The sequence below is a fragment of the Colwellia sp. BRX10-9 genome, assembly GCF_014077405.1.
Classification (GTDB): Bacteria; Pseudomonadota; Gammaproteobacteria; order Enterobacterales; family Alteromonadaceae; genus Colwellia_A.
On record NZ_JACGVV010000020.1, the window covers coordinates 1 to 25,379 of the forward strand.

Genomic DNA, 25,379 nt, shown 5'->3' on the forward strand with positions numbered 1-25,379 from the left:
CATGACCACCGCCACCGCCATGACCACCTTGTTCAAATGCAGCATGACCATATTGGTCAAACGCAGCACGCTTTTGGTCGTCATTTAGAATTTCATAAGCTTCTTTAACTTCTTTAAATAGCTCTTCTTTGTCTTTATCACCGGCATTACGGTCAGGATGAAGCTTCATCGCTAAACGTTTGTAGGCTTTTTTGATATCACGCTCAGACGCATCTTTTGATACTTCTAGCACTTCATAATAATCGCGTTTTGACATAGTGACTTCTTTTAACTGGTGTTGAAATTTTAGATATTAATTAAGTAAAATGACATTATAAATAGTTAGCTATTTTCAATGGCATTTTATAACGATTTTTAACGTAAGAAGCGCTGGTGTTTAAACCAGCGCTTATATATTTTCCGTTATTGAAGACTATTTGTCTTCTTTAACTTCTTCAAATTCAGCGTCAACAACATCGTCATCAGCTGGCGCAGCGCCGTCTGATTCAGGAGCGCCTTCTTGAGCACCGGCTTTCGCTTGAGCAATTTCCATTAACTTAGCTGATGCTTCGATAACGGCTTGAGATTTAGCTTCAATCGTTTCTTTATCATCGCCTTTGATCTCAGTTTCAAGTTCAGTTAATGCTGTTTCAATTTTTTCTTTGTCTTCGCTTGGTAAGTCATCGCCCGCTTCTACAATTTGCTTGCGAGTGGTATGAACTAGACCGTCAGCTTGGTTACGTGCTTTAACTAATTCTTCAAACTTAGCATCTTCATCAGCGTTAGCTTCTGCGTCACGTACCATTTGTTCTACTTCTTCATCAGATAAACCAGAAGAAGCTTTAATGGTAATCTTCTGTTCTTTACCTGTGTTCTTATCTTTAGCTGTTACGTGTAAAATACCATCAGCATCAATATCGAAAGTTACTTCAATCTGTGGTGTTCCACGTGGTGCTGCATCGATACCTTCAAGGTTAAATTGACCTAAAGATTTGTTTGCAGACGCTTGCTTACGCTCACCTTGAACAACATGAACCGTTACCGCAGCTTGATTATCGTCAGCTGTAGAAAAGGTTTGTGACTGTTTAGTTGGGATAGTGGTGTTTTTATCGATAACTTTCGTCATCACGCCGCCCATTGTTTCGATACCTAATGATAATGGCGTAACGTCTAATAAAAGTACGTCAGTTACATCACCAGAAAGAACACCTGCTTGTATTGCTGCACCAGCGGCAACGGCTTCATCAGGGTTAACATCTTTACGAGGTTCTTTACCGAAAAATTCTGTTACTGCTTTTTGTACCATTGGCATGCGTGACTGACCACCAACTAAGATAACATCATTGATATCACTTACTGATAAGTCTGCGTCTTTAAGCGCTTGTGCTAATGGTATTAACGTTGCTTTAACCATGTCTTCAACTAAAGACTCTAATTTAGCACGCGTTACTTTAATGTTCATGTGCTTAGGGCCGCTGCCGTCAGCTGTGATGTAAGGTAAGTTAACATCTGTTTGTTGTGCTGAAGAAAGTTCACATTTAGCTTTTTCTGCTGCTTCTTTCAAACGCTGCATTGCAAGAGGATCAGTCGTTAAATCCATACCTTGGTCTTTCTTAAATTCAGCAACAAGATAGTTGATTAAACGGTTATCAAAATCTTCACCACCTAAGTGAGTATCACCGTTAGTCGCTAATACTTCAAACGTGTGCTCGCCTTCAACTTCATCAATTTCAATAATTGAAATATCGAAAGTACCACCACCTAAGTCGTAAACAGCAATAACTTTATCGCCTTCTTGCTTGTCCATGCCGTAAGCAAGAGCAGCAGCAGTTGGCTCATTGATAATACGTTTAACTTCAAGACCAGCAATACGACCCGCATCTTTAGTTGCTTGGCGTTGTGAATCATTGAAGTAAGCAGGAACTGTGATTACAGCTTCTGTTACTGCTTCGCCTAAAAAGTCTTCAGCAGTTTTTTTCATTTTCTTTAAAACTTCAGCTGAAACTTGTGGTGGTGCAACGTTCTTATCACGTGTTGTAACCCAAGCATCACCGTTGTCAGCTTTAACAATACCAAAAGGCATAATTTTAATATCACGCTGAACTTCTTCGTCTTCAAAGCGACGACCAATTAAACGCTTAATCGCGTATAATGTATTTTTTGGGTTTGTAACAGATTGGCGTTTAGCAGGTTGACCTACTAACGTTTCGCCATCTTCTGTGTATGCAATAATTGAAGGAGTTGTACGATCGCCTTCTGCATTTTCAATTACACGTGCTTTGCCGCCATCTAGTACAGCAACACAAGAGTTTGTTGTCCCTAGGTCAATACCGATTATTTTGCCCATCTTGAGGATCTCCGAATACTAATTAAAATAAAGCTTATTAAAGTAAGATTTTTTAATAAACCTGTTGATGAAACAAATAGTGGGGGCAGTAAAATCCTTTTCAACTAATTTCCAAGAAAAAAAGTAAATTTATTTCATTATTTAGCTATTTGTGAAGATTTTTTTGTTGTTTCACACCGATAGCGATAAAACGCCCTAATAAAACTTATTTGCCTGCTAAAAACAAAAAAGCGGTAAGAAGTTTTATAGAAACTTCTTACCGCTTTTTTTAATGATATTTTTTATGCTGTGGTATCAACTACCGGAGCAGATTTAGAAACCATTACCATCGCTGGACGAATTAAACGGCCATTGAGTTCATAACCTTTTTGCATCACAGCAATAACGGTATTTGGCGCAACGCCCGGAACTTCTTGCATAGACATCGCTTGATGCAATTCAGGATTAAAAGGTTGGTCTTGTGGATCAACACCTTTAACGCCAAATTTTTCTAACGAAGCAATTAAACCTTGTAGGGTTAATTCAAGACCTTCAATAATGCCGGTATTGTTTTCATCTTCTTTATCTATATTCTGCAAAGCACGTTCTAAATTGTCTACTGACACTAACATTTCAGCAGCAAATTTTTCTAAAGCAAATTTACGTGCTTTATCGACGTCTTGTGCGCTACGGCGGCGAATATTATCAACTTCTGCTTTAGCACGAACCACAGAATCTTTTTGATCTGCGATAGTGGTTTGCGCTGAAGAAAGGCTTAACTCAAGTTCGTTAATCTTTTCTTGCTCGGCACTAATCACTTCATGGGCATGAATATGTTGAACTTCGACTTGCTCTTCAGCTTGGTCGATAATTTCTTGCGCCATAATTTCTTCGGGCGTTAAAGCTTCTGTTGATGCTTCAGCTGTATTTTTGTTTTCTGTTGACTCATTAGTCATGAAAGCTCCAAAATAAACTAATAATATATTTAACAATATAAAGGTTATATAAATCTGATAACGGTAATTATGGGGACTTCTTGCTACGATTCAAGCTTAAATACAATTTAATTAAGTTTGTTGTTACTGAGCGCTTGTCAGCGTTTTGAGAACAAATATCATTTTTTTATATATAGTCATTCTATTTAAAAGCAATTACCTGCAGTTATTCCATCGCTTAAAAACGCTTAAAGTTCTATTTTAAAAGGCTTGCAGCCTACGTTATTAGTTTCGAATGAATAAGCATTCTCTTCAATTAATGCCTTAGCCCTAAATCTTTTAAATCTCGATGAAAGCGAAAAATTTAATCAAAATGGTAGTCAGTAAATGATTTATAAAAAAGTCAACTTTACAAGCCATGAAAATACAGCGAAACTATTATTAATCCTAAGATACAAACAACTTACTGCGTAGACATGAGCAAAATTTATAACACCATAGGTTTAATAGGCAAACCAAATCACGAAGGAGCCGGCGCAACAATAACAGCGCTCTATCAATTTCTTACCGGACAAGGTTATCAGGTATTAATTGAAAGCTCAGTTGCCCCATCAATCGATATCGATAATCTAACGATTAGTACCCTAGTAGAAATTGGTGAACAAGCTGACCTGGCTATAGTCGTGGGCGGTGATGGTTATATGTTAGGCGCCGCGAGGGTTTTATCATGTTTTGATATCGGTGTTATTGGTGTAAACAGAGGGAACTTAGGCTTTCTTACCGATTTATCGCCCGATGAATTAATTGAACCACTTGAGAAAATTTTACGTGGCGAGTCGCGCGCTGAGCAACGTTTTATTATTGAAGCAGAAGTTTATCGCCACGGAAAATTGAAAAGCTCTAACAGTGCGGTCAATGAAGCAGTGCTACACGCAGGAAAAGTAGCCAGCATGATTGAATTTGAAGTTTACATTGATGGTAGCTTTATGTTCAGCCAACGCTCTGACGGCTTAATTGTGTCAACACCTACTGGCTCAACCGCCTATTCAATGTCGGCAGGTGGTCCAATTTTAACACCCAATTTAAATGCCTTATCGTTAGTGCCAATGTTTCCACACACCCTAACCAGTAGACCCATAGTCGTCGACGGCAATAGTGAAATAAAACTATTACTCGCCAATGAGAACTATGAAAGCTTACAAGTAAGTTGTGATGGCCATGTTATTTTAGCGGTATTACCAGGTGATGAAGTTATTATCAGAAAAAGTGAATATACGCTGCGATTAGTTCATCCACTAGACCATGACTACTTTAATGTACTGCGAAGTAAATTAAGTTGGGGCAATAAGCTTTATTAATTTTTAACAAATTCAATCTGTTGAATTTTTATTCGATTAACACTTGCACAAAACCACTTTACTGTATAAATTAACAGTTATACATATTTATACAGTGAATTGGTTTCTCATGCTTTTACATCTTAATATTCAAAACTTCGCCATTGTGCGCACCCTAGATATAGATTGGCGCAAAGGTATGACAACCATCACCGGAGAAACAGGTGCGGGTAAATCGATAGCTATTGATGCCTTAGGTTTATGTTTAGGCGATAGAGCGCTCACTAATGTTGTAAGACCCAATACTAAAAAAGCAGAGTTAGCCGCAACCTTTGATATCAACAAAAACATTTCCGCACAAAAATGGCTTAAAAAAAATGGCCTATCCCTAACAGACGAACACGATGCTGAGTTAGATTGTGAATGTATTTTACGCCGAGTAATATCAGCTGAAGGACGCTCAAAGGCTTACATTAACGGTAGCCAAGTTCCGCTTGCCCAACTTAAAGATATCGCACAATTTTTAATAAGTATTCATGGCCAACACGATCACCAACTCATTGTTAAGCCGGCTCAACAGCGTAAAATACTTGATGAGTATGCCGATCATCAGCACTTATTAGACGACGTTCAATATTACTATCAGCAATGGCGAAATCTCAATACAGAACTAAAACAGTTACAAGAAAGTAAAGAGCAACGCGAAGCAAAACTGCAGTTATTACAATACCAAGTGACCGAGCTAGACGAATTTTCACTACAAACGGGTGAGTTTCAAATTCTAGAAAGTGATTACAAACGTCATAGTAACGGTCAGTCATTATTGACCGGCACTTTGAAAGCATTGCAAACTTTATCTGAAAACGAAAATCACAATATTTCAGACAGCCTAAGAAACAACTGCGAACAGTTGAATGATTTAGTTCATATGGATCCTAAGTTAGCAAATATTGCTAATACCTTGAGCGAAGCACTTATTCTTGTAGAAGATGCTAATGATGAACTAAAGCACTACTACGATAAGCTTGAACTCGATCCAGAAGCTTATCAAATGATTGAAGACCGCTACTCGCTCGCTATTCAACTTGCTAAAAAACATCAAGTAGCACCCGAGCATTTGCCAACGTTACACTTAGAGATAAAACAAGCCTTACATATCATAAATTCAGACGGTTCAAGACTAGATACAGCATACGTAGACATTGAAAAAGCTAAAGTACATTACCTACAATCTGCTCAGGCATTATCAACATCAAGAATAAAGTCGGCAAAAAAACTCAGTAAAAAAATCACGCTGAGCATGAAAGAGCTCAATATGAACAACGGCATATTTGACGTATCTGTACAGCAAGTTAATGTTGAAGCTTTATCGCCGTTTGGCCTTGATGAAATAAACTTTCTTATTAGCCTTAACCCAGGGCAAAAATTAGAAGCGATGAACAAAGTTGCTTCTGGTGGCGAATTATCACGTATTAGTTTAGCCATGCAGGTTATTTTGGCTGACAAGGTGATCACACCGACTTTAATATTTGATGAAGTTGATGTAGGTATTAGTGGCCCAACAGCGGCAATGGTCGGTAGCAAGCTACAAGAATTAGCACAAAACACCCAAGTTATCTGTGTAACACATTTACCACAGGTTGCTTGCAAAGGGCATCAACAGTTATTTGTCAGTAAATTAACCGATGGCGAGTTTACAGAAACAAAAGTAACGGAACTAAGTGCTAATGGCAGAGTCCAAGAAATTGCTCGCTTATTAGCGGGAAATAAAATAACAGATAACAGCTTGGCTAATGCTCAAGAGTTACTTGCCGGTTAATAAATTAATTTTAGCGTTAAGTAAATAACCTGAGTTGAGGCACAAAGGTGCAAAATAAATTGAAAATAGTTTTGTATCTCTTCGCGGGCTTAGTTATCATCCCCATTCGAACTTATTAGGATAAATGAAAAAACATGTTATTTCGCATTTTAGCCATTACTATTGCCCTATCTCTTTCTGCCTGCTCAAGCTGGGTCTATCGTTTTGACATTCCTCAGGGAAACTTTTTAGAACAAAAAGATATCGACAAGCTTCAAATTGGCATGACTAAAGAACAAGTAAAATTTGTACTTGGTAGCCCTGTTGTTAACGATGCATTTGGCAATGATACATTGCACTATGTTTACTTATTAAAATCAGGTCGAAGTGAAGAGTTTAACGTTAAGAAGAAATTTATCCTCTATTTTGATAATGAATTATTAGCCAGCGCAGAAGGTGACTTTGTCTTAGGTGACAACTTTTACGTTCCTATGGTTAACTAATAAATATTTTAGTCCCATAAAAAAACGGCCTTAATAGCCGTTTTTTTTACTTTAAATTTTGCGAATTTTTAGCTTGCTTTATTTCGACGCGGGTCAACACGACCACCGGTAACTTTATCGGCACGCCCTTCATCTTTTGCTTTTTCAGCTCGGCGTTTTCTAACCTCTTTTGGGTCAGCAATTAAAGGTCGATATATTTCAATACGATCTAAATCTCGCAAAGTATCCGTTAACTTAGCGGCTCGATTCCAAATACCGACATTATTTACGGTTAAGTCTATTTCTTCAAAAACAGATAAAATGCCTGAAGCAATAATACCTTGCTCTAACAAGGTGCCTTCATCGACTAAAAGCGTTAATAGCTCTTGTCTATCGGGTAGTCCATAAACAACTTCTATTTGTATTTTACGTTGAGCAAGTTCTTGCTCTATCTCTATGTTATCAACCATTAGAATGATAAACCTCTTTAGCTCTTTGTGTAAAAGCTTGTACCATATTATTGGTCAAACTTGTAAAAACACGGCCAAATGCCAAATCGAATACTTTACTCGAAAACTCATACTCTAAATGCAAACTAATCTTACAAGCTTCTTCAGATAATTCAGTTAGTTGCCAGTAACCCGTCAACTTTTTAAAAGGACCGTCAACTAAATCGAGTTGCACTTTATTATTACCAATCAAGGTATTCTTGGTGGTAAACCATTTTTTTAGAACCCCCTTCGAAACCATCAAAGCAGCAGTAACTTCATTACCTTGCTGAGAAATTATCTTACTGTCACCACAATTTGGGATAAATTGAGGATAAGCAACAATATCATTAATTAATTGATACATTTGGTCAACGCTATACATCACTAAAGCGCTGCGACTAATTACGGGCATTTATTTTCCTCAACTTTAAAGGGTAATGATAACAAAGCCGTGAGCAAAAGGCATTAAACAGAAAAATTGAAATTAATCATTCAAATATCAATAATTCTCCGTATAATGTTTGCGATTGCTATTTTTGATGGCAAACAAAATGGAAATATAATGGCACAGAAAAAAAAATCAAACAGCAATACTATTGCGTTAAACAAAAAAGCTCGTCATAACTATTCTTTAACTGATAAGTTTGAAGGTGGGATGAGCCTGCAGGGTTGGGAAATTAAAAGTATCCGTAGCGGAAAAGTTAATATTTCTGATTGTTATGTACACGTAAAAAACGGTGAAGCTTATTTACTGGGTGCTGAAATAATGCCGCTCAATGCTGCTTCTAGTCACGTAGTATGCGAACCTAATCGTGACCGCAAGTTACTGTTGAATCGACGCGAATTAGAGAAAATAACCGCCGCTGTAGAGCGTGATGGTTATTCATTAATTGCCACGGCGATGTATTGGAAAGCAAATTGGGTCAAACTCGAATTTTATTTGGGTAAAGGTAAGAAAGACCATGATAAGCGTTCTGATATCAAAGACAGAGAATGGGCTGTTGATAAAGGCCGATTAATGAAAAATAAGAATTTAGATCGATAACAAGTTAACAATTAACACGTTGTTTATTTAAAAGAAGCGCTGTACAATGCGCTTTATAGACTGAATAAGTTTATAATTAAGATGTAAAAACTTTGGGGCGGATCTAGGATTCGACAAGATTCATGAAACCCGAGGTGCATGCCCAGGGGCGGTTTGCCTGGTAAAAAGCCGCAAAACTATAATTGCAAACGACGATACGTTCGCACTAGCCGCTTAGGCTAGCCATCGCCTCAAAAATTCTCCTATTGTTTAGAGGATCGATGGTCACCCCAAATAGGATAGCGAGGGAAGCACGCTTAAGGCTGAACCGCGAAATAGTATTAAGCTCACCATGACGAAGCCTGTCGATTGGCGTCTAATTGGTTAAACAAATAATCGACTAAGCATGTAGTACCAAGGATGTAGGCTTTTTGGACGGGGGTTCGATTCCCCCCCGCTCCACCAAATAAAGACCTTTTTAATCCATTAGTTATACCTAGTAACTTTTAGATTTGGCGATAAACAAACCACCGTTTATGATAAGAAACCGCTTAATTGCGGTTTTTTTATGTCTAAAATCTCCTCCCCCTAGATTTTAGCTTTCATAACTTCCCATTATAAAAACTCAAGAAGAATCATTTGATACAGCTTTCATAACTTGGACATCCATTATAAAAATTTAAGAAAATTATTGGATACAAACATATAAATGCTGCCAGAAGTTATACGCAAACCTATCGAGTAGTTGAATAAAACTTATAATATTATTGAAAAAGTCTACATATGATGGGAATTACTGTTTATGGGGATTTAAAACACACTTAACGATAGACGGTTGAGCCCATAGTTTATTACATATTATTTCACAAAATAACTATGCTAATAGTTTTTCGCAGCATGTCAGATTTTGTCGTCGTTTAAATTCATGGTGTTCATAATAAGCCGTTAACGAATCCCTATTGCCTATAGCGCCATGAAACAAGCGTCTAAAATCTTTTGTGAGTGTTAACCAGTTGTCGGTGTTGATATGTAAACGTCGTAATAATTTTGGCTTGCTTTGAACAATATAATCTTTTTTACTTTCTTTTATACAACGCCCTGTTAGTTTGACTAATTGCAGGTAATCCGTTAATTCAAAAGGTAGGCCTTTAGGCATATTAGCTTTGGGATCACCTACAAAAGGCATCAGGTTTTTGGGTTGCTTACCCTTTATAGCTTCGATGGCACGCTTTTTTACACTTGTGTATAGTGAACTCTCTGGCGCATCTGCCATACCGGCTCTAACAGGGTTTAAATCAACATAGGCCATGCAGGCTAAAATCGCTGATTCATCGAGTAAAGCTTGTGACTTAAAGCGCCCTTCCCAAAACCGGCCGGTGCAATTATCTTCTTGATTGGCTTGTCTCGCAATACGCTCATTAAGAACACGCATAAACCAACTTATATCCATTAATCGACTGCGATAGCAGGCTACCGTATTTTTTAATGTTGGAAGTAAGTATTCGGCAATCAATTCACCACGGCAATATTGTTGCGTTAAAAAAGTGCCTTTAAATATTTTATGCCAACGCTGTAATACTTCTTCTGTCGACCATGATTCAGCCCTTAGCTCATCAATAAACAGCACTAAGTGACTATGATTACTCATAACCGCATAAGCACATACATCAATAGCGAAAACTTGACTTAAACTAAGTAACTTATCTTCAATCCAGCCTCTGCGGTGCTCAAAACTCTTACCTGTGAGTTTATCTTCACCGCAAAGAAAAGCTCGGCGAACACAGCGAGAAATGCAGTGGTAATATGGGGTATCAACTAAACTAATCAGTTTTTTTCTGGCAGTAGTCATAAAGAAAATCCTTTTACTTTGACTCTTTTAGTAAGCCTAGTAGAGGGAATGCTATCTTTCAAATTAACTATGGGTGTCCTGGTTAATCCTGTTTAATCGTGCTGGATTGTCTCTTCCGAAATGGGTGCATCCTACTGGCTCACTTAGAAAATTTGAGCCTCTTCCTTTTGGTAATTGACAAACTGCTTGTATGCCGCAACAAAAAACCCAGTGAATGTTATCTGTTCAGCTATGTCTGATGAGCCGTCATGCTTTAGCAGTTCATCCACTACAATAACCCAGCATTGAAATAGGTCCCACACATCAGTCATGTCGGTGGGTTGCCAAGAAGGGGTCTTTAGTGTGTCGCTCGTAATCCTATCAAACTCAAAGGCGGTATCAATAATTAAATCAATTGCGCGCAAGGCTTCCGTCGAGTTGAAAAAAGCCATTACATCGTCTCTGTGAGATGATGATATAGATTCTATAGGTGTTACGTGTATTTTTTTTGGTAATGAATTCCTGATGTTTTTAGACACCACTTCTATTTTTTGCACTGCTTCTGTGAACCGTGTTATATGCTCTGTATTTGCACTCAAAGAGCCTTTCGATAGGAGGTCAGGGTAGAGAGCGTCATGGGCAGCACGGGTGTTTACGAACAATAATTTCACCTCGGGAGCTGTCATTTCCGCAATAAACCTATCCAAGTGCAGGAAATAATTCGCAAACCTATTCTGCGACGACTGCAAATCCGCCATCATCAAAGTTTGTGCCGACCGATGACTTGCTATCATGACCGCTCCCAGTGGGAATGCGAGTGATGCTATAACTAGCGGAACCTTGAAGTGGGTGTAGGCGATTCCAATATTCACACTATTCCATACAGCCAATGACAAGTCATCTAAGTAAAAAATTATAACCATTAATATCACACAGACAACCAAAGGTGTCATGGTTGCGAACCAAAACATCGGGAGTGAAAGTAGGTGTTTATTTTTATCTCGGGTCATATTGCCACCATAATGACTGAGTGGACTGTCAATCCGAACGCAACCATAATCATTATCAAGGGTAGGAAAAATGTGATTGTGGATGGGTATCTTGTTGCTACCGCTATCTTGAGTCTGAATATGGTTAGCTTGTTCTTTAAGGGGGGCTTCTGGGCTCCTGCGAACGTCACTTGATACTCGCCGTCAATGCCCGCCCTTCGGGCTATACCGCTAAGTCTGTTGGCGGGGATGTCCGGCCACTTCGCAGGAAAAGCCAATGACTTTATTATCAGGCTTTGAATGTCGCTAAACTTCCTTGGTAGGTGTTCCCATTCAGAGTCAACCACTCCCCTAAACCCACCCCAAGCACCAAGTGCGAAATACCTATAAGTCCACCATGCCATCATCATCATCCATAAGACGTATAGTAGTCGCTCTGGGTTGTTGAACTTGACATCACTCAGTGGTAATTTAATTGCATCTCCAGTTACAGGAAGGTAACCACCCGCAAAGAAGAATACTATTATCATGAATGACATTACTGTTATGTTTCTGCGTATTGCTTCTAATGTGCTTGCGCTAAGGTCTTGTGTCATAAGAAATTACCAATTTGCTCGATTATCTCTCGAATTACCTGACCAATGGCTTGGTTGGTAGCCATGTCCATTATCTTGGATTTTACTGATGACTTACTGTCTGGGTTGACCTTGACTTCGCATTTTTCGATAAAGCTCGGTGCTGTCTCGGTGATTTCGACCGATGGTGAGCTGGATAGTGTTATGATTGCATCGTGTGCCGTGTAGTTAATGTTACCCGTTTTTCCGACAACAACTATGTGACCACTTTGCTCATCAAGAGCTTCGATTATCCATTGTTTCGTTAATTCTTTATCTGTTGCCGAGTTTAGTATTGCCCTAATCTCATTTTTGATTTTATCTGTGCTATCCATTTCATCATCATCGTTATCAATACTCGTGACCAAATCGTATCACTTGCATAATCAAAGCTCCAAACTATTCATTTAAACAGTCACTTATTAATATTCCGACAGTTAACTATGACAATCCTGCCAATGTAGCTCTAGCACTATTCCGACAATTAATTGTGATAATCCTGCTAGCCATCCCCAATCACTAAAAATAACAGTATAACGCACAAAAACAGTGACTTACAATAACAATCCGGACACCCATTATAAAGATTCAAGAGGAATTATCGAATAGAAACATTTAAAGCTTTCACAAGTTTCACTCAAACCTATCGAGTAGTTGAATAAAACTTATAATATTATTGAAAAAGTCTACATATGACGGGAATTACTGTTTATGGGGATTTAAAGCACACTTAACGATAGACGTTTTGAGCCCATAGTTTATTACATATTATTTCACAAAATAACTATGCTAAAAAATAACTATGCTAATAGTTTTTCGCAGCATGTCAGATTTTGTCGTCGTTTAAATTCATGGTGTTCATAATAAGCCGTTAACGAATCCCTATTGTCTATAACCTATAGCGCCATGAAACAAGCGCCTAAAATCTTTTAGCGGCTTTTTATATATCAAAGCACTTATAACGTTTCTTTGGCTTTATTCGCTGTCCAGACACCGGGCTCTGTTTTGCCTTGTATTTCGACATCATCAAGTAAAAAAGTAGGCTTACCATTTTCTTTGAGTTTCTCGCGAAAGTCTTTAGTTAAATTCAATACGGTTGGGGTCAGTAAAATAATGGCGTAGATATTCACCAACGTCATTAATCCTAGTGCCATATCTGCTAATCCCCACACTTCTTTCAACGAAGCCGTTGCTCCCCAAAACACCATAAATAAATAAATGCTGGTATAAAAGAGTCGCCCTACTTTATTGTCTAGTTTAAATAAATGTAAATTACTCTCTGCATAAGCATAATTAGCAACCACAGAGGTGAAAGCGAATAAGGTAATCGCGGCGGCAACAAAATAGTTTCCACCACTACCAAAATGGCTCGTCATCGCATCTTGTGTCATTCGAATACCTTCCATTTCGCCACTGATATTAATATCTGACAACAAAATAACTACTGCTGTGCAACTACAAAGCACCATGGTATCTAAGAAAACCCCTAGCATTTGTACATAACCCTGAGCAACAGGATGATTAGGAACAGGTGAAGCGCCTGCGGCTGCATGAGGCACACTACCTGCTCCAGCCTCATTTGAATATAAGCCTCGTTGAATGCCATTCTTAATAGCTGCACCTAAAGCGCCGGCACCCGCTTCATTTAAACCAAAAGCTGAATAAAATATATCGACAAACATTGATGGTAAAAGTTGAATGTTCATCAAGGTAATAACGACCGCTGTCCCGACAAAGGCTAACCCCATAAAAGGTACAATAAGTTCGGCAAATCGAGCAATACTGCGCATACCACCTACAACGATACTGCCGGCGAGTACCGCAATAACTACGCCTGAATATTCACGAGGGATGGTAAAAGTATTGTTTAATGCATCTGCGATGGTGTTGGCTTGCATTGCACTAAAAGTAAGACCGTAGCCTAAAAAGAGACAAAGCGAAAAAAGAATAGCCAGCCAAGGTTTGTTGAGTCCGGCCCGAATATAATAAGCGGGGCCGCCCCTGAATTCTTTATGTTCATCTCGCACTTTATATAACTGGCCAAGAACACTTTCAGCAAAGCCGGTCGCCATACCCAATAATGCAATGACCCACATCCAAAATACCGCGCCACTGCCACCCAGCGAAATAGCCATGGCAACACCCGCTAAATTCCCCGTACCAACTCGCGCTGAAAGCCCCGTACATAAAGCTTGAAAAGAACTAATACCTGACTTGTCAGATTGCGTACTGCCTTTCATCACCGTAAACATATATTTGAATTGCAGTATCTGTATCCAGCGAAGTTTGAACGAAAACCAAAATCCGGCAAAAAGTAACAAGTAAATTAATATTTGGCCTTGGCCCCAAAGGATATTGTTGATAGCGCTTACAATCTCATTAACCATTTACTTGCCTTGTTTACTCTTTAATTTTCAGTATAGTACGATACTTTTTTAAATTATATGCTTAATTTTTTTGACTCAATCGTTAATCAATAAATTATCTTTTTGACAAGTGAACCCCTGCCAACATGCAACGTACTGAGCCACCAGCCATTTCAATGGCAGAGACATTCAGAGGAACCAATTTCACTGTTTCTTCTAGCAAGGTTATTTGCTGTGGTGTTAATGCGTTATAGGCAGTTAACGAAAGCGCAAGTATGCGCCCTGAAGTCCCTTGCAATTCGAGTGCATTACCGCAAAATTGATTGATTTGCTGCTCGGTTAAATAAATAATTTTTTTACCTGCATTTTCAAAGCGCTTAATAATTTCATCTCGGCGTTTAGGGTTGGTCATCATTTCAAAGCCGGCCATGACAAAATCACTGCCAATACACATTAATACATTGGTATGGTAAACACGAGTGCCCTTCTTGTCTTGAGCATCGAAAACCATAGGTTCAAAATTAAAGTGAGCGCAAAAGCGTTCAAGGACATGTGAATCGGTTCTTTTTGAACTAACCGCATAAGCAATGCGTTCAATATGGTCTAGCACCATAGCACCAGTACCCTCTAAGTAAATATCATCATATTCTAATCCAGAATAATCAAAAACGACTTGCACACGATATTGTTGTTTAAGCATGGCGATAATGTCTGTGCGGCGTTCCTTGCGGCGATTTCTTGCATACATAGGGTAAATTGCGACTTGACCACCACTATGTGTTGAAAACCAATTATTAGGAAATACTGAATCGGGTGTTTCAAGTCCTTCATCTTCAAAGAGGTGAACAACAACCCCTTCTGCTGCAAGTATGGTTGCTGCGCTAGTTACTTGATCAAAAGCGAGGGCTTTAATTTGGTCTTGGTTTACAAGCTCTGTTGACTGAAAGCTATTGTCTTGCTTTGTTTCTTCGTTAGGAAAAAAGTGATGTGGGCGGATCATCACGACCGCATTTGGTGCTTGTGGAAATACTGGCATAATTTCTCTCTGTTACCTTGTATTTTATGCTTTATCATAATTTCTCTCTTGGCAGATAAAGCAGAGCGCTATACAAAGCTGTTATTTAACTGAACCCTATACTATCTGCTGAAGGTGCTAATCAAAATGGCAATATGTTGCAATTATTGAGTAAATATTTATCATATTGTTTAGTTTTATTATCAAAATGATAATTTGGAGCCGAGTATGACCGAGAACAAGAACCTGAAGAAGCGGGTATTTCTTTACGATGCTATTGATAAAGATCTCATTGCTATTTTACGCCTTGATGCTAGGGCCTCTATTTCTAAGTTGGCAAAATCACTCCACGTCTCGCGTGGCACAGTACAAAATAGAATGGATCGACTGATTAATTCTGGCGCTATTTTGGGATTCACGATTCGAGCTCATGATGAGTTAGAGACTGAAGTCGTTAAAGCTATAATGATGATAGAAGTTGTCGGTAGGTCGACCACACAAGTGATTAATAAACTGCGTGGTATTGCCCAACTTGATAAGATTCACACAACTAACGGTACTTGGGATTTAGTGGCTGAGGTTAAAACATCAAATTTACTCGAGTTTGACCACGTACTGCGAGATGTTAGAACGATAGAAGGAGTGCTTAACAGTGAGACCAGTATTCTTTTAAGCTCAGTTTAACCATTTTCAATTCATCTAGGATATTTATGGGTAATTACACTCAAACGCCCTCTTTGTTAAAGCTGATGGCTTTAATTGCTGCTTATAAGATAACTTTCGCTTTTATCTCTGATAAAACACAATACTAGCGTTAATAACGATAGTATTTTTCAAGCAGTTTATGGATAATATCTCACTTTTAAAGAAATGCTCAATGTGGCATTTTAAGCTGAGCTTTTCCTATGCATGAAATTAGTGGTCGATGGCAACTGGGGTTATTTTTATCCCTTACTACGGCAATATTATGGGGCGTTTTACCGATTGCGCTCAAAGAGCTATTGCAATATATGGACGTAAATACCATTACTTGGTTTCGTTTTCTTATTGCGGCCGTATTTTTGGGCGGATACTTAGTTATCACCAAACGCTTACCTTCATTATCATCACTTAAGAACAATAGAGTCATGGTGTTAATGATACTTACCGTCTTTGGTTTATTAGCAAACTACATTCTCTATATGATGGGCTTGGCCTTAACATCACCAGAAAGCACACAGGTCATGATTCAAATAGCACCGATGTTATTACTTATTGGTGGTGTTTGTGTTTTTAAAGAGTCGTTTAATACCAAACAAAAAGTGGGCTTGTTAACCTTTATCTTAGGACTGGTATTATTTTTTAATCAGCGATTTGAACAATTATTTAGTTTTCAAGGTAACTATGCTCTTGGCCTTTTCTTTATTATTCTTGCGGCAATTCTTTGGGCTATTTATGCCTTAGCACAAAAGCAACTGTTGAAAAACTTTGCCTCTGAAGAAATTATGATACTGATTTATTTAGCGGGAACCTTGGTATTTTTACCGTTGTCGGCTCCGTCTTTAGTGTTTGAACTAGATACTATAGGCTGGTTACTGTTGATTTTTTGTGGGGCAAATACGCTTTTGGCTTATGGCGCTTTTGCAGAAGCTCTTGAACATTGGGAAGCGTCTCGTGTTAGCGCAACGTTAGCCATAACGCCATTATTGACCTTAATTTTTATGCAGATCATTAATTATATTTCTCCAGGAGCGATTACAAACGAACCACTCAATACTACCAGTATTGTCGGTGCAGTGATCTTAGTTATTGGTTCTGGTGTTACGGCGTTAAGTAAAAATAAAACCAAAATAGTATTAACCTAATGGCTTAGATGTCGGCAAGCAAACCGACTCTTTGAAGCCATTAATTATAGATATTTACCTGATAGCCCAGTCATTAACTATCAGTTTTTAACCTTTACTAACTAAATAAAACTGCCCGTATCGGGCAGTTTTAAATTCAACAATCTCCAACAACGTCTTAAAACAACCTAGCTATATCGTATCGATTAAGTACTATAACTACAGGTTTTAAAGGCTATTGTCAGTGAACTATTTGACAATAAACGACCGATATTGCAACCGAAACGATTCAACTGTCTATTTTTATTTAATCTACTGACTTGGTTTATTTTCAGCCCAAACAGCCGTACCTTTATAGGCAGTCTGAAAGATAAACAACCTATCTTCAGAATAAGTGACTTTTATTTCAGCTAAGCTAGGCATGTAACCTATTTTTTTATTTCTGATCGTAATATCTGACATTTCAGTTAGGCTTTGATCACTAACCATGTAATAAATAGTTTCTTCAAATGCTCCCCCGGTGATCCAAGAGAAAAGTAACTTATTATCTAAGTTTTGAATATTAAAATAACTTCTATCTCCTGCTTCACCAATGCTAGCACCTCCAGAAGTAGTTTGCTCTGCGACAGTTATGACGTTAGAAGATACCTTTACATCTGTTAGCAAACCATCACGGCTAATTATTCTGGCTTTAATTGCCTCGTCACTCAAACCTTCACATGTACTACAATATCCCCCTTGTACCCATGAGAAAACAAAGCCATTATCGATGGGGGTTAAATCTTGGAATCGTGCAGTATTTACATTATTTTCATCTATGATTGAAGGTTCAATTTTCCTGACAACGTCAATATCAATATCAATATCGTTAATAAATTTTCCATAGGTAACTATAGGGAAATCATCATTATTCGACTCTTTAGTTGACCAAGAAACTAAAATTTGATTGTTACTAATAGCCGCTTTAATCGTATTATCAATAAGACCGTCTACATATTCATGAATAGAAAATATCTCTGAAGTGACACCCGAAGTATCAATGTAACGCCCCATGATATGTTCACTGCTATTTCCTGTTTTCCAGCGCCAAGTAACTAAATATTTATCATCATCAAAAAGAATGTTTATTTCTTTGTTGTTATTACTAAGTGAAAACTCTCGTTCTAAATATAAATCTATGTATTTACTATAAAATGATACTGGAATACGAACATCATCTAAAACCACTCCCGTTTTTGAGACTCTTTTAGCAACAAGGTGTCGATCATTATAATCAGCGCCATATACAACGAGATATGAACCTTGACTGTATTTAGCATTGACATTTAAACAACCTAAAGATTTATCATCAATTAAAAATTGTTCACTAAAAGTGAGCTCCTGCGACATAATTTTGCCATAGAGCTGATATTCATTAGAATTCTGTGCTGATGGTTCACAAATCAACAATAAAAAATCATCATCTGCCTTTGTTACACTTATCTCGGTAGTCTCATGCGTTAATATACTCAGGTGCGAAGTCCGGGCAATATAGCGAGAAACTTCGATATACCGATCAAACTCTTGGGCTTCCGAAAAAAAGAAAATAGAATAGTAAACGGAGTTCACTTCCACATAACTTTGCATAAACTTTAACGCAACATCGTCAATATTCGCCGTAAATATAACCTCTGTTCCCTCAAAGCTCGAAAAGTTAATGGGCTTAGAAGAGACTTCACTTATGTTTGATAGTCCTTGCCTACTTTGAATAAAACTGTCAGTTTTTACGATAGTAATAACTTTAGGAGAAGTACCTTCGGAATAAAAAGTACTAAGTACAAGAGGCTCTGGATCAAGGCTTTGTTCTTGATACCAACTAAGAGGAATTTTTAAAGTGATCCCCCCTCTAAAAACAGCGTTATATTTGTTTGATATTTCATTTTTATATTTAATACTTTTATAATCAAGAGGAACAACGGCCACATTGGTGCTCGTACCATTAGTTTTAGTGCTGTCACTACTAGAACCTCCTCCACATCCTTGAACAGATAAAATAAATAAAACAATCGTTATTAACTTTTTCACATATATTCCTTTATAAATATATTTTTTGGTCATTAAAATACCTTAACGAAAACGACTATCTGGTTTAACCGTTTTAAGTGGCGATATATAATGAGCAAAAAGGGGATGAACGAAAAATAAAGTGTAACTTTTCTTTGTTCATTGATTTGTTATGTTGAAATTTTATCACCCTTTACAAAAAAAGTAATATAACGCTAAGCAACAATATTAACAAAAAGTTAACGTTAAATCTTTAAAAGGTCGGTTTTAATATAAATAATGTTTGTCAGGCTAACTAAGATAATAAAATAGCGGGGTTATGGTGATTCTAGTTTACTGTATGGATAATATTTACTGCTTCGTTGTCATTTTCTTTAGGTGTTTCTTGCATCTAACAAGCGATAGTTCGCCCACTGTTTTTAGCTTTATATAAAACCACATCAGCAAGTTTTATCAGATCTTCTAATTCATTCATTTGAGCATTAAAATCAGCCACACCAAAACTTGCAGTCATGTATAGAGAAAGACCATCATGTAAAACACTCAGTAAGTTCTCGCTGCGACTTTGTTGAGTGGTTTTTCAGCAATTTTAGTGTTAATCTTTTTTATCTATAAATCAAGGAAGATTAACCCTATAGTGACCACCTACAATAAAATCAAATACTTAACCTTGTTTCTTTGCTTTTTTACGCTATCAACAAGCTCACAAGAGATTACTTTTCAGCCTCATATTGAAATCGTAACCGAGCACCTGCCCCCTTTTCAAATAGATACACCCAATAAAGTAATGGGATTCGCCACAGAAATAGTCTCTTCGGCGCTGTCGAGTACACCGTACACATTCAATATCAATGTCTATCCGTGGGCGAGATCACTTAATATGGCTTTGAATAAAGAAAACACCTGTATTTATTCTATTGCCCGAACCCCAGCACGTGAAGAGCAATTTATTTGGGTAAATACCATCGCCGAGCGTAATATTTCTTTTATCGGTTTAACTGCACGAAAGCTAAGTATTACTTCATTAGAAGATGCAAAAAAACATATGATTGCCGTGATCCGTGACGATGTTACCCACCAACTTTTAGTGAAAGAAGGCTTTACAGAAGGTCTCAATTTAACTGTCGTTAATAATACTCATTCATTATTAATGCTGTTAGTTAAGCGTAAAAGTATCGATTTGATTTTAGCCGATGGATATACCATTAGGTATCGCGCTCAATTTAATAATTTAAACCCTAATTTATTTGAAAATGTTTACCAACTAAATACAAAGCCCTTAGACTATTATTTTGCCTGTAATAAAAAAACATCACCCTATATAATTGAACAGTTACGCTATGCAATTAATCAACTGAAGATAACGGGAAAGATTGATAAAATAATCAGTGAGTGGCAATATCCCGTTATAAGAGTTAATTAACTACAAAGGCTTCATTGATAATTTTAGTGCTATTAATTTTAAAAATATCAGCAACTAACGGTTAATATATGTTACTTTTCTTATCCATTGTATATTCAAAAGATTTTAAATAATGAGCCTGTGGTTGAAGGATGATTTTGCATCCAGAAAAGTAGTTTTACAGCGTGCGGTACTTTTCTCCACAGTTACCTTATTCGTTTTATTTGTATTCCAGCCTTTTGGCACCAACAACCATACTATTCCCTTCAAATTCTTACGACTTTCCGGGTATGGCTTGGTAACCTTTTGCGCGCTATTACTCTCTGGAGCATTAGAAATAGCTTCAACTCGCTTGAAAATTAACAACATATTACGTTTGATGATCATACCTTGTTTATACATTGCTATAGTTTCTGCCTTTAATCACAGCTACTTTGTCGTGGCTATTCTTGGCTCCTGGCATTGGCAAAACCAATTACTGTTCATTTTATATACTTTTGCTATTGGACTGTTTCCAATCATTTTTATGTATCTTGTCAATCGCCATGCGCAGAAAACGGCTTTACCAAGACAAGTTATCGAAACTGACAATGCAACGAATCAACAAAATGAAAATGTTATTAATAGCGAGCGAATATCAACTCAGCCATTAACCTTAACCGGTGATAATAAAGGCGACAAATTACAAGTAGCTTTATCACAGCTGTTATTTATAAAATCCGCTGACAATTACTGTGAGTTAGCCATTATTAAAGATAACAACGTTAGCTATCAATTATTACGCAGTTCACTGATCAGTATCTTAAAACAACTTCCTGTTGACTCAACGGTGATGCGCTGCCATCGATCTTATGCTGTAAACCTAGCCTTAGTAGAACTTAGCACCGGCAATGCTGGCGGTTTGAAATTAATGATGAAACCCCTTGATGTTACTATCCCCGTATCTCGTTCTTATGTAGAGACAATAAAACAAGCCTTGTCATTAGTCCCAAAAGCTTGTTAATCATCCCAATATATTGTTAGTAATACCTTTTTTATTAGCTTACCCCTAATTTATGGATATTCAATTGAGTGTTAGTCATGCTTAATTTGAAATTTAAACTTTAGTTAAGCAGGTAAATATGAATAACAAAATTAAAACACTAATAATGATCACTACCTTTATATTCTGTCGCTATAGTATGAAATACTTTTGGGGAGATACTTGGAGTGAAGCTTTACTGGCACTAGATAATCAATCACACCTTTTATTAACACCCGCGAGCTACCTCTTTATATATAGTCCCTTAGTGTTAGTGGCAAGCTTACTATTTAAGGACGTTGATTTAACTGAGATTTTAGGTCTAAAAATAGCAGGATTTCAACATTACTTTTTAGCGGCGGTTGCCTGTTGCTTGCCGATGACAATCGGTTACGCCTATTTAAGTAGCGAGTTGAACCTTGCCCTATCAGGGATAATGGTTGGCTCGGTATACGCGGGGGTGTTCGAAGAAATTCTTTTTAGAGCGGTATTGTTTGGCGTTTTATTTCGATATTGCCACTTAGGATTTATACCTGCTGCCTTATTTAGTTCTGTTATCTTTGGTTTTGGGCATATATATCAAGGGCATGACCTAATGTCAGCCTTTGCAGCTTTCGCAATAACTTCGGTAGCCGGTACTTGGTTTGCATGGTTATTTTGTGAATCTGGTTATCGAATTTGGTTCCCTTTATGGATGCATATTTTCATGAATGCAGCTTACGGAATATTTGGCATGTCAGGTGGTGCAGCGGGAGACTTAGCGGGCAATATATTTAAAGCAAGCTCAATTATTTTAACTTTGCTTTACATTCATCTGCTTGTTTGCCGTGGTAAAAATCGTGAAATAACCTTTTTAAACTTGTGGAAAAATCAGTCGACCACAAGTACAAAAGCGACATTAACCACTCAAAGTATTTAAAGGGAATTAGCTATGTTTGAATTATTTTTAGTCATGATAACACTGACATCACCGGTATTAATAATTATCTTGGTTCGCCATTACTTTCGTTACAAATCAGCAGCCAATCAACAATTATTAGCGTTACAAAAAGAAACTAATAGTCATACCGCCAGAGCAACACAAGAGAAATTAGCTATACTGGTTGAAAGAGTGATCGTACTGGAGAAAATCGTCACCGATAGCAACACCACACTTCGCCAAGAGATAAAAAAATTATAATGATGTTATTGATATCTCTGTTATACGACCTTGATTATTAAGTCGCTAACTCGACCTAAACAGTGGTATCGGTGTTGTTCGTTATTTTATCAACAAGAGTAACGCCTTAACGCTGATATTCATGGGCCTTTAAAACATCTAATGAGACCACTGTTAGTGCTTTTTGGTTGGTTGCCTCAAGCACAATAGGTGGAGCAACATTGGCTGCAATAGCGTGATACCAGCGAACAGCGCATAAACACCATTTATCACCCGCTTTTAAGCCAGGAAAATTATATTGAGAATTAGGGCTGATCAGATCATTGCCTTGTAATTTTGAGAACTGAAGAAAATCGTCGGTCATAATTGCGCAGACACTGTGGTTACCAAAGTCAACTTCGGGCACAAAACAAAACCCTTTTCGGGTATAGCCCGTATTACTACAACATAACTCTAAATCTGTACCTAATACATTCAGTTGATTGTCCATAAAGGTGCCTTGTGTTAATTAACAAAAATAAAATGGATATACCTACCATGTTAGACAAAAGTAAGCTTAATCCAGTGAAAAATAATACCATTAAACACACGCCAGCTGGTAATTTTAGTCCAGCAGAAATCGCTAAATTTAATAAGTTCGCTGAAAGTTGGTGGGATCCAAACGGTCAATACAAAACGGCACTCGAATTCAATAGAGTACGCGTCGCGTATTTTATTGCAGAAATTTGCGCCTTCTATGGTCGCGACCCTAATCATATAGCACCGCTGCAAGGATTAAAAATTTTAGATGTTGGCTGCGGCGCAGGTCTGGTTTGCGAACCTTTAGCAAAAGCCGGAGCTACAGTGGTCGGTATAGACGTGAGTGAGGTAAGTATTGAAGTAGCAAAACGCCATGCGGTCAAATCTCAACTTGATATTGAGTATCGCAACGAACATGCGCAACATACCAGTATAAGCGATGAACATCGCTACGATGTGGTGATTAATGCGGAAGTCATCGAGCATGTTCCCAACCAAAAAGACTTGGTAAAACAGTGTAGCCAATTATGCAAAGTGGGTGGCTGTGTGGTAATGGCAACGCTAAATCGCACGATTAAATCCTACCTAGTAGGCATTCTTGGGGCTGAATATATTATGCGTTATTTACCTATAGGTACACACAGCTGGCGAGCCTTTGTAACACCACTTGAATTAAACACGATGGCGACGCTAGCACATATGCACTTGGTGACAGAAATAGGCATGGCCTACAGTCTCCTAACCAAAACTTGGCGTACAACCTCAAGTTTAGAAGTCAATTATGTACAACTATATAAACATCTAGCAACCAGTTAGCCTTTCGATAATATCGGCTATAAAAAATAGACAGTCGCTTATTTATTTAGCCAACAATTACCTGATAATAAATGTAAATGTGTCAACACATTCACCCTGCTAAGCAATACAAAGCTCAATAGCAGGTCAACAGGGTAGTGCCCCCTAATGATACAAAAACACCAAGTTTGGACAGATACCTGCTGCCTTATTTACTAAAAAATCGTAATCTTCCCTTGCAATAACACTCGTTTTATTATTAATACAATACTAATAGGTAAACACTGTGCAATAGAGTAAGTATCAATATCTTAATTTTCCCTCAATCAAAATTGGCTAGAAAGCCGATATGAATAATATAGTTAAGCAAGCGATTGTTGCTCTATTATTGTTTGTATTCTCATGGGCAAGTTATGCTCAGCAACTGAGATTTGTTACAGAAGATTTACCCCCCTTTCATTTTATGGGCGCAGATAACAAACCGGCTGGAGCTTTAGTTGATGTTATTGAAGCTTTAATGATTAAAACTCAGCTTTCTGCTCAAATCGAGTTTATACCTTTTGCACGTAGTTATGATTTAGCCTTAAATAATAAAGATATTTTTATGCTATCTTTAATGAAGAGTACTGACCGCAAAGATCTTTTCCAGTGGGTTGGTCAAATATTTAAGAGCAAAGCTTTTTTGGTGGGTCTTCGCAACCGCGAAGATATCAATATTAGTAATATTGAAGAGGCAAAGTCGTTTATCGTGGGTACAATCCGTGGCTATCACTCGGAGCAATATTTAAAAAACACAGGCTTTCTAGAGCAAAAAAATTTACATTTGTCCGTTAGTTATAAACATATGTGGAGCATGCTCTTTGAACAACGAATAGACTTTATTTTAACAAACTTTATTGCAGTAGATAGAGAAATGAAGAGTATTGGGTTTAACAAAGATGACATTAAACCTTTTATTGAACTACATGACTTTCCTGGCGATCTTTTCATCGCGACTGGACTTAAAACAGCAGATAAAACAGTGACTATTTTATCTGCTGCATTACAACAAATAAAAGCCGATGGCACCTATAAAAATATTATGGATAAGTGGGGTTTATAAGTAGCATAAATGCTATTCAACCAATCCATTTCTGCTCTAGTAACCATGAGGTCCTTGAAATCAAGCCTCAAGGAATGGCAGTTTATTACTTATACATAGTTTATCAAATTTTAGGCCTAGTGATCAGGCCCAGCTTTTTACAAAGATGAACGACAGGATATTGTTCATAATCTCCGTAATCGTTTATTTCACCACAGAGCTTTAATCAGCAAGGTTATAATTTAGCTGTTGGCGTGCTAATTGTTAGATTAGCACGTAGCAAATTAATACGGGTTCATTTTTCAAAGCCAACACTTAATGTTTTTCTGATGACTTAAATAGTCATAAAATT

The 25,379-nt window shown here is 37.6% G+C and carries 25 protein-coding genes, 1 other RNA gene and 1 pseudogene; 13 read left to right on the top strand and 14 right to left on the bottom strand.

Annotated elements, in window-relative coordinates; all coding sequences use genetic code 11:
• The 3 genes from H4J69_RS12375 to grpE all read right to left on the bottom strand — a co-directional run.
• Positions 1 to 256 (bottom strand): DnaJ domain-containing protein (locus H4J69_RS12375; protein WP_182251971.1); only part of this gene is annotated, 256 nt, incomplete at its 3' end.
• Between the two features lie 156 nt (positions 257 to 412).
• Positions 413 to 2,326: a molecular chaperone DnaK gene (dnaK, locus tag H4J69_RS12380; protein WP_182244506.1), complete on the bottom strand. Its 1,914-nt coding sequence runs from the start codon at positions 2,324 to 2,326 to the stop codon at positions 413 to 415.
• A 281-nt stretch (positions 2,327 to 2,607) separates the two neighbouring features.
• Positions 2,608 to 3,261: a nucleotide exchange factor GrpE gene (gene grpE / locus H4J69_RS12385; RefSeq protein ID WP_182175999.1), complete on the bottom strand. Its 654-nt coding sequence runs from the start codon at positions 3,259 to 3,261 to the stop codon at positions 2,608 to 2,610.
• 455 nt (positions 3,262 to 3,716) lie between these two features.
• On the opposite strand from grpE, the gene nadK reads away from it, so the two are divergent.
• From nadK to H4J69_RS12400, 3 genes are all read left to right on the top strand, one after another.
• A complete protein-coding gene (nadK, locus tag H4J69_RS12390) occupies positions 3,717 to 4,598 on the top strand; it encodes an NAD(+) kinase (protein ID WP_070374309.1) in 882 nt (293 codons plus the stop codon).
• Positions 4,599 to 4,707: 109 nt separating this feature from the next.
• Positions 4,708 to 6,396, top strand: a complete 1,689-nt coding sequence (gene recN / locus H4J69_RS12395) for a DNA repair protein RecN (RefSeq protein WP_182230832.1) — start codon at positions 4,708 to 4,710, stop codon at positions 6,394 to 6,396.
• Positions 6,397 to 6,530: 134 nt separating this feature from the next.
• Entirely contained in the window at positions 6,531 to 6,878 is a 348-nt protein-coding gene (locus H4J69_RS12400; RefSeq protein WP_070374311.1) for an outer membrane protein assembly factor BamE, read from the top strand.
• A 68-nt stretch (positions 6,879 to 6,946) separates the two neighbouring features.
• Here the strand turns inward: H4J69_RS12400 and H4J69_RS12405 are convergent, their stop codons facing one another.
• Complete coding sequence (locus tag H4J69_RS12405) at positions 6,947 to 7,327, bottom strand: RnfH family protein (RefSeq protein ID WP_182222292.1); 381 nt, start codon at positions 7,325 to 7,327, stop codon at positions 6,947 to 6,949.
• A complete protein-coding gene (locus H4J69_RS12410) occupies positions 7,320 to 7,760 on the bottom strand; it encodes an SRPBCC family protein (RefSeq protein WP_070374314.1) in 441 nt (146 codons plus the stop codon). The genes H4J69_RS12405 and H4J69_RS12410 overlap by 8 nt, the downstream gene beginning before the upstream one ends.
• Positions 7,761 to 7,910: 150 nt before the next feature.
• Between H4J69_RS12410 and smpB the strand changes: the two genes are divergently transcribed.
• Positions 7,911 to 8,393: an SsrA-binding protein SmpB gene (gene smpB, locus H4J69_RS12415; RefSeq protein ID WP_070377008.1), complete on the top strand. Its 483-nt coding sequence runs from the start codon at positions 7,911 to 7,913 to the stop codon at positions 8,391 to 8,393.
• Positions 8,394 to 8,487: 94 nt separating this feature from the next.
• Positions 8,488 to 8,837: a transfer-messenger RNA gene (gene ssrA, locus H4J69_RS12420) on the top strand.
• Between the two features lie 409 nt (positions 8,838 to 9,246).
• Here the strand turns inward: ssrA and H4J69_RS12425 are convergent.
• From H4J69_RS12425 to ctlX, 6 genes are all read right to left on the bottom strand, one after another.
• Entirely contained in the window at positions 9,247 to 10,221 is a 975-nt protein-coding gene (locus H4J69_RS12425; RefSeq protein ID WP_182214058.1) for a transposase, read from the bottom strand.
• 143 nt (positions 10,222 to 10,364) lie between these two features.
• Complete coding sequence (locus H4J69_RS12430; RefSeq protein ID WP_182230831.1) at positions 10,365 to 11,210, bottom strand: hypothetical protein; 846 nt, start codon at positions 11,208 to 11,210, stop codon at positions 10,365 to 10,367.
• Complete coding sequence (locus H4J69_RS12435; protein WP_182230830.1) at positions 11,207 to 11,785, bottom strand: hypothetical protein; 579 nt, start codon at positions 11,783 to 11,785, stop codon at positions 11,207 to 11,209. Before H4J69_RS12435 ends, H4J69_RS12430 begins: the two co-directional genes overlap by 4 nt.
• Positions 11,782 to 12,171, bottom strand: coding sequence for a hypothetical protein (locus H4J69_RS12440; protein WP_182230829.1), 390 nt, complete (start codon positions 12,169 to 12,171; stop codon positions 11,782 to 11,784). The genes H4J69_RS12435 and H4J69_RS12440 overlap by 4 nt, the downstream gene beginning before the upstream one ends.
• A 588-nt stretch (positions 12,172 to 12,759) precedes the next feature.
• Positions 12,760 to 14,190 carry a sodium:alanine symporter family protein gene (locus H4J69_RS12445; protein ID WP_182214064.1) on the bottom strand — a complete coding sequence of 477 codons (1,431 nt, stop codon included), beginning with the start codon at positions 14,188 to 14,190 and terminating at the stop codon, positions 12,760 to 12,762.
• 94 nt (positions 14,191 to 14,284) lie between these two features.
• Positions 14,285 to 15,205 carry a citrulline utilization hydrolase CtlX gene (gene ctlX, locus H4J69_RS12450; protein ID WP_182214066.1) on the bottom strand — a complete coding sequence of 307 codons (921 nt, stop codon included), beginning with the start codon at positions 15,203 to 15,205 and terminating at the stop codon, positions 14,285 to 14,287.
• 207 nt (positions 15,206 to 15,412) lie between these two features.
• Here ctlX and H4J69_RS12455 point away from each other — a divergent pair, with 207 nt between their 5' ends.
• Together H4J69_RS12455 and H4J69_RS12460 are read left to right on the top strand one after the other, a co-directional pair.
• A complete protein-coding gene (locus tag H4J69_RS12455) occupies positions 15,413 to 15,868 on the top strand; it encodes an Lrp/AsnC family transcriptional regulator (RefSeq protein WP_182230828.1) in 456 nt (151 codons plus the stop codon).
• Between the two features lie 221 nt (positions 15,869 to 16,089).
• Positions 16,090 to 17,028: a DMT family transporter gene (locus H4J69_RS12460; RefSeq protein WP_182230827.1), complete on the top strand. Its 939-nt coding sequence runs from the start codon at positions 16,090 to 16,092 to the stop codon at positions 17,026 to 17,028.
• Between the two features lie 291 nt (positions 17,029 to 17,319).
• Here H4J69_RS12460 and H4J69_RS12465 read toward each other — a convergent pair whose 3' ends face one another.
• Together H4J69_RS12465 and H4J69_RS12470 are read right to left on the bottom strand one after the other, a co-directional pair.
• On the bottom strand, positions 17,320 to 19,071 hold the full coding sequence (locus H4J69_RS12465) for a hypothetical protein (protein ID WP_182244505.1): 1,752 nt from the start codon (positions 19,069 to 19,071) through the stop codon (positions 17,320 to 17,322).
• 370 nt (positions 19,072 to 19,441) lie between these two features.
• Positions 19,442 to 19,609 (bottom strand): annotated as a pseudogene (locus H4J69_RS12470) (diguanylate cyclase domain-containing protein); the annotation flags it as partial.
• 78 nt (positions 19,610 to 19,687) lie between these two features.
• Here H4J69_RS12470 and H4J69_RS12475 point away from each other — a divergent pair.
• From H4J69_RS12475 to H4J69_RS12490, 4 genes are all read left to right on the top strand, one after another.
• Positions 19,688 to 20,473, top strand: coding sequence for an ABC transporter substrate-binding protein (locus H4J69_RS12475; RefSeq protein ID WP_182230825.1), 786 nt, complete (start codon positions 19,688 to 19,690; stop codon positions 20,471 to 20,473).
• Positions 20,474 to 20,585: 112 nt separating this feature from the next.
• A complete protein-coding gene (locus tag H4J69_RS12480) occupies positions 20,586 to 21,455 on the top strand; it encodes a LytTR family DNA-binding domain-containing protein (protein ID WP_182244504.1) in 870 nt (289 codons plus the stop codon).
• Positions 21,456 to 21,573: 118 nt separating this feature from the next.
• Positions 21,574 to 22,392: a CPBP family intramembrane glutamic endopeptidase gene (locus H4J69_RS12485; RefSeq protein ID WP_182244503.1), complete on the top strand. Its 819-nt coding sequence runs from the start codon at positions 21,574 to 21,576 to the stop codon at positions 22,390 to 22,392.
• Between the two features lie 12 nt (positions 22,393 to 22,404).
• The gene (locus H4J69_RS12490; RefSeq protein WP_182222325.1) at positions 22,405 to 22,653 is read left to right on the top strand and encodes a hypothetical protein; all 249 of its coding nucleotides are present in this window, start codon (positions 22,405 to 22,407) and stop codon (positions 22,651 to 22,653) included.
• 106 nt (positions 22,654 to 22,759) lie between these two features.
• On the opposite strand, the gene H4J69_RS12495 is transcribed toward H4J69_RS12490, so the two are convergent.
• A complete protein-coding gene (locus H4J69_RS12495) occupies positions 22,760 to 23,122 on the bottom strand; it encodes a DUF2237 family protein (RefSeq protein ID WP_182169595.1) in 363 nt (120 codons plus the stop codon).
• An 11-nt stretch (positions 23,123 to 23,133) separates the two neighbouring features.
• On the opposite strand from H4J69_RS12495, the gene ubiG reads away from it, so the two are divergent.
• Both ubiG and H4J69_RS12505 read left to right on the top strand, forming a co-directional pair.
• Positions 23,134 to 23,967: a bifunctional 2-polyprenyl-6-hydroxyphenol methylase/3-demethylubiquinol 3-O-methyltransferase UbiG gene (gene ubiG, locus H4J69_RS12500; protein ID WP_310733605.1), complete on the top strand. Its 834-nt coding sequence runs from the start codon at positions 23,134 to 23,136 to the stop codon at positions 23,965 to 23,967.
• Between the two features lie 328 nt (positions 23,968 to 24,295).
• The gene (locus H4J69_RS12505) at positions 24,296 to 25,048 is read left to right on the top strand and encodes an ABC transporter substrate-binding protein (protein ID WP_182244502.1); all 753 of its coding nucleotides are present in this window, start codon (positions 24,296 to 24,298) and stop codon (positions 25,046 to 25,048) included.
• Positions 25,049 to 25,379: the final 331 nt, after the last annotated feature.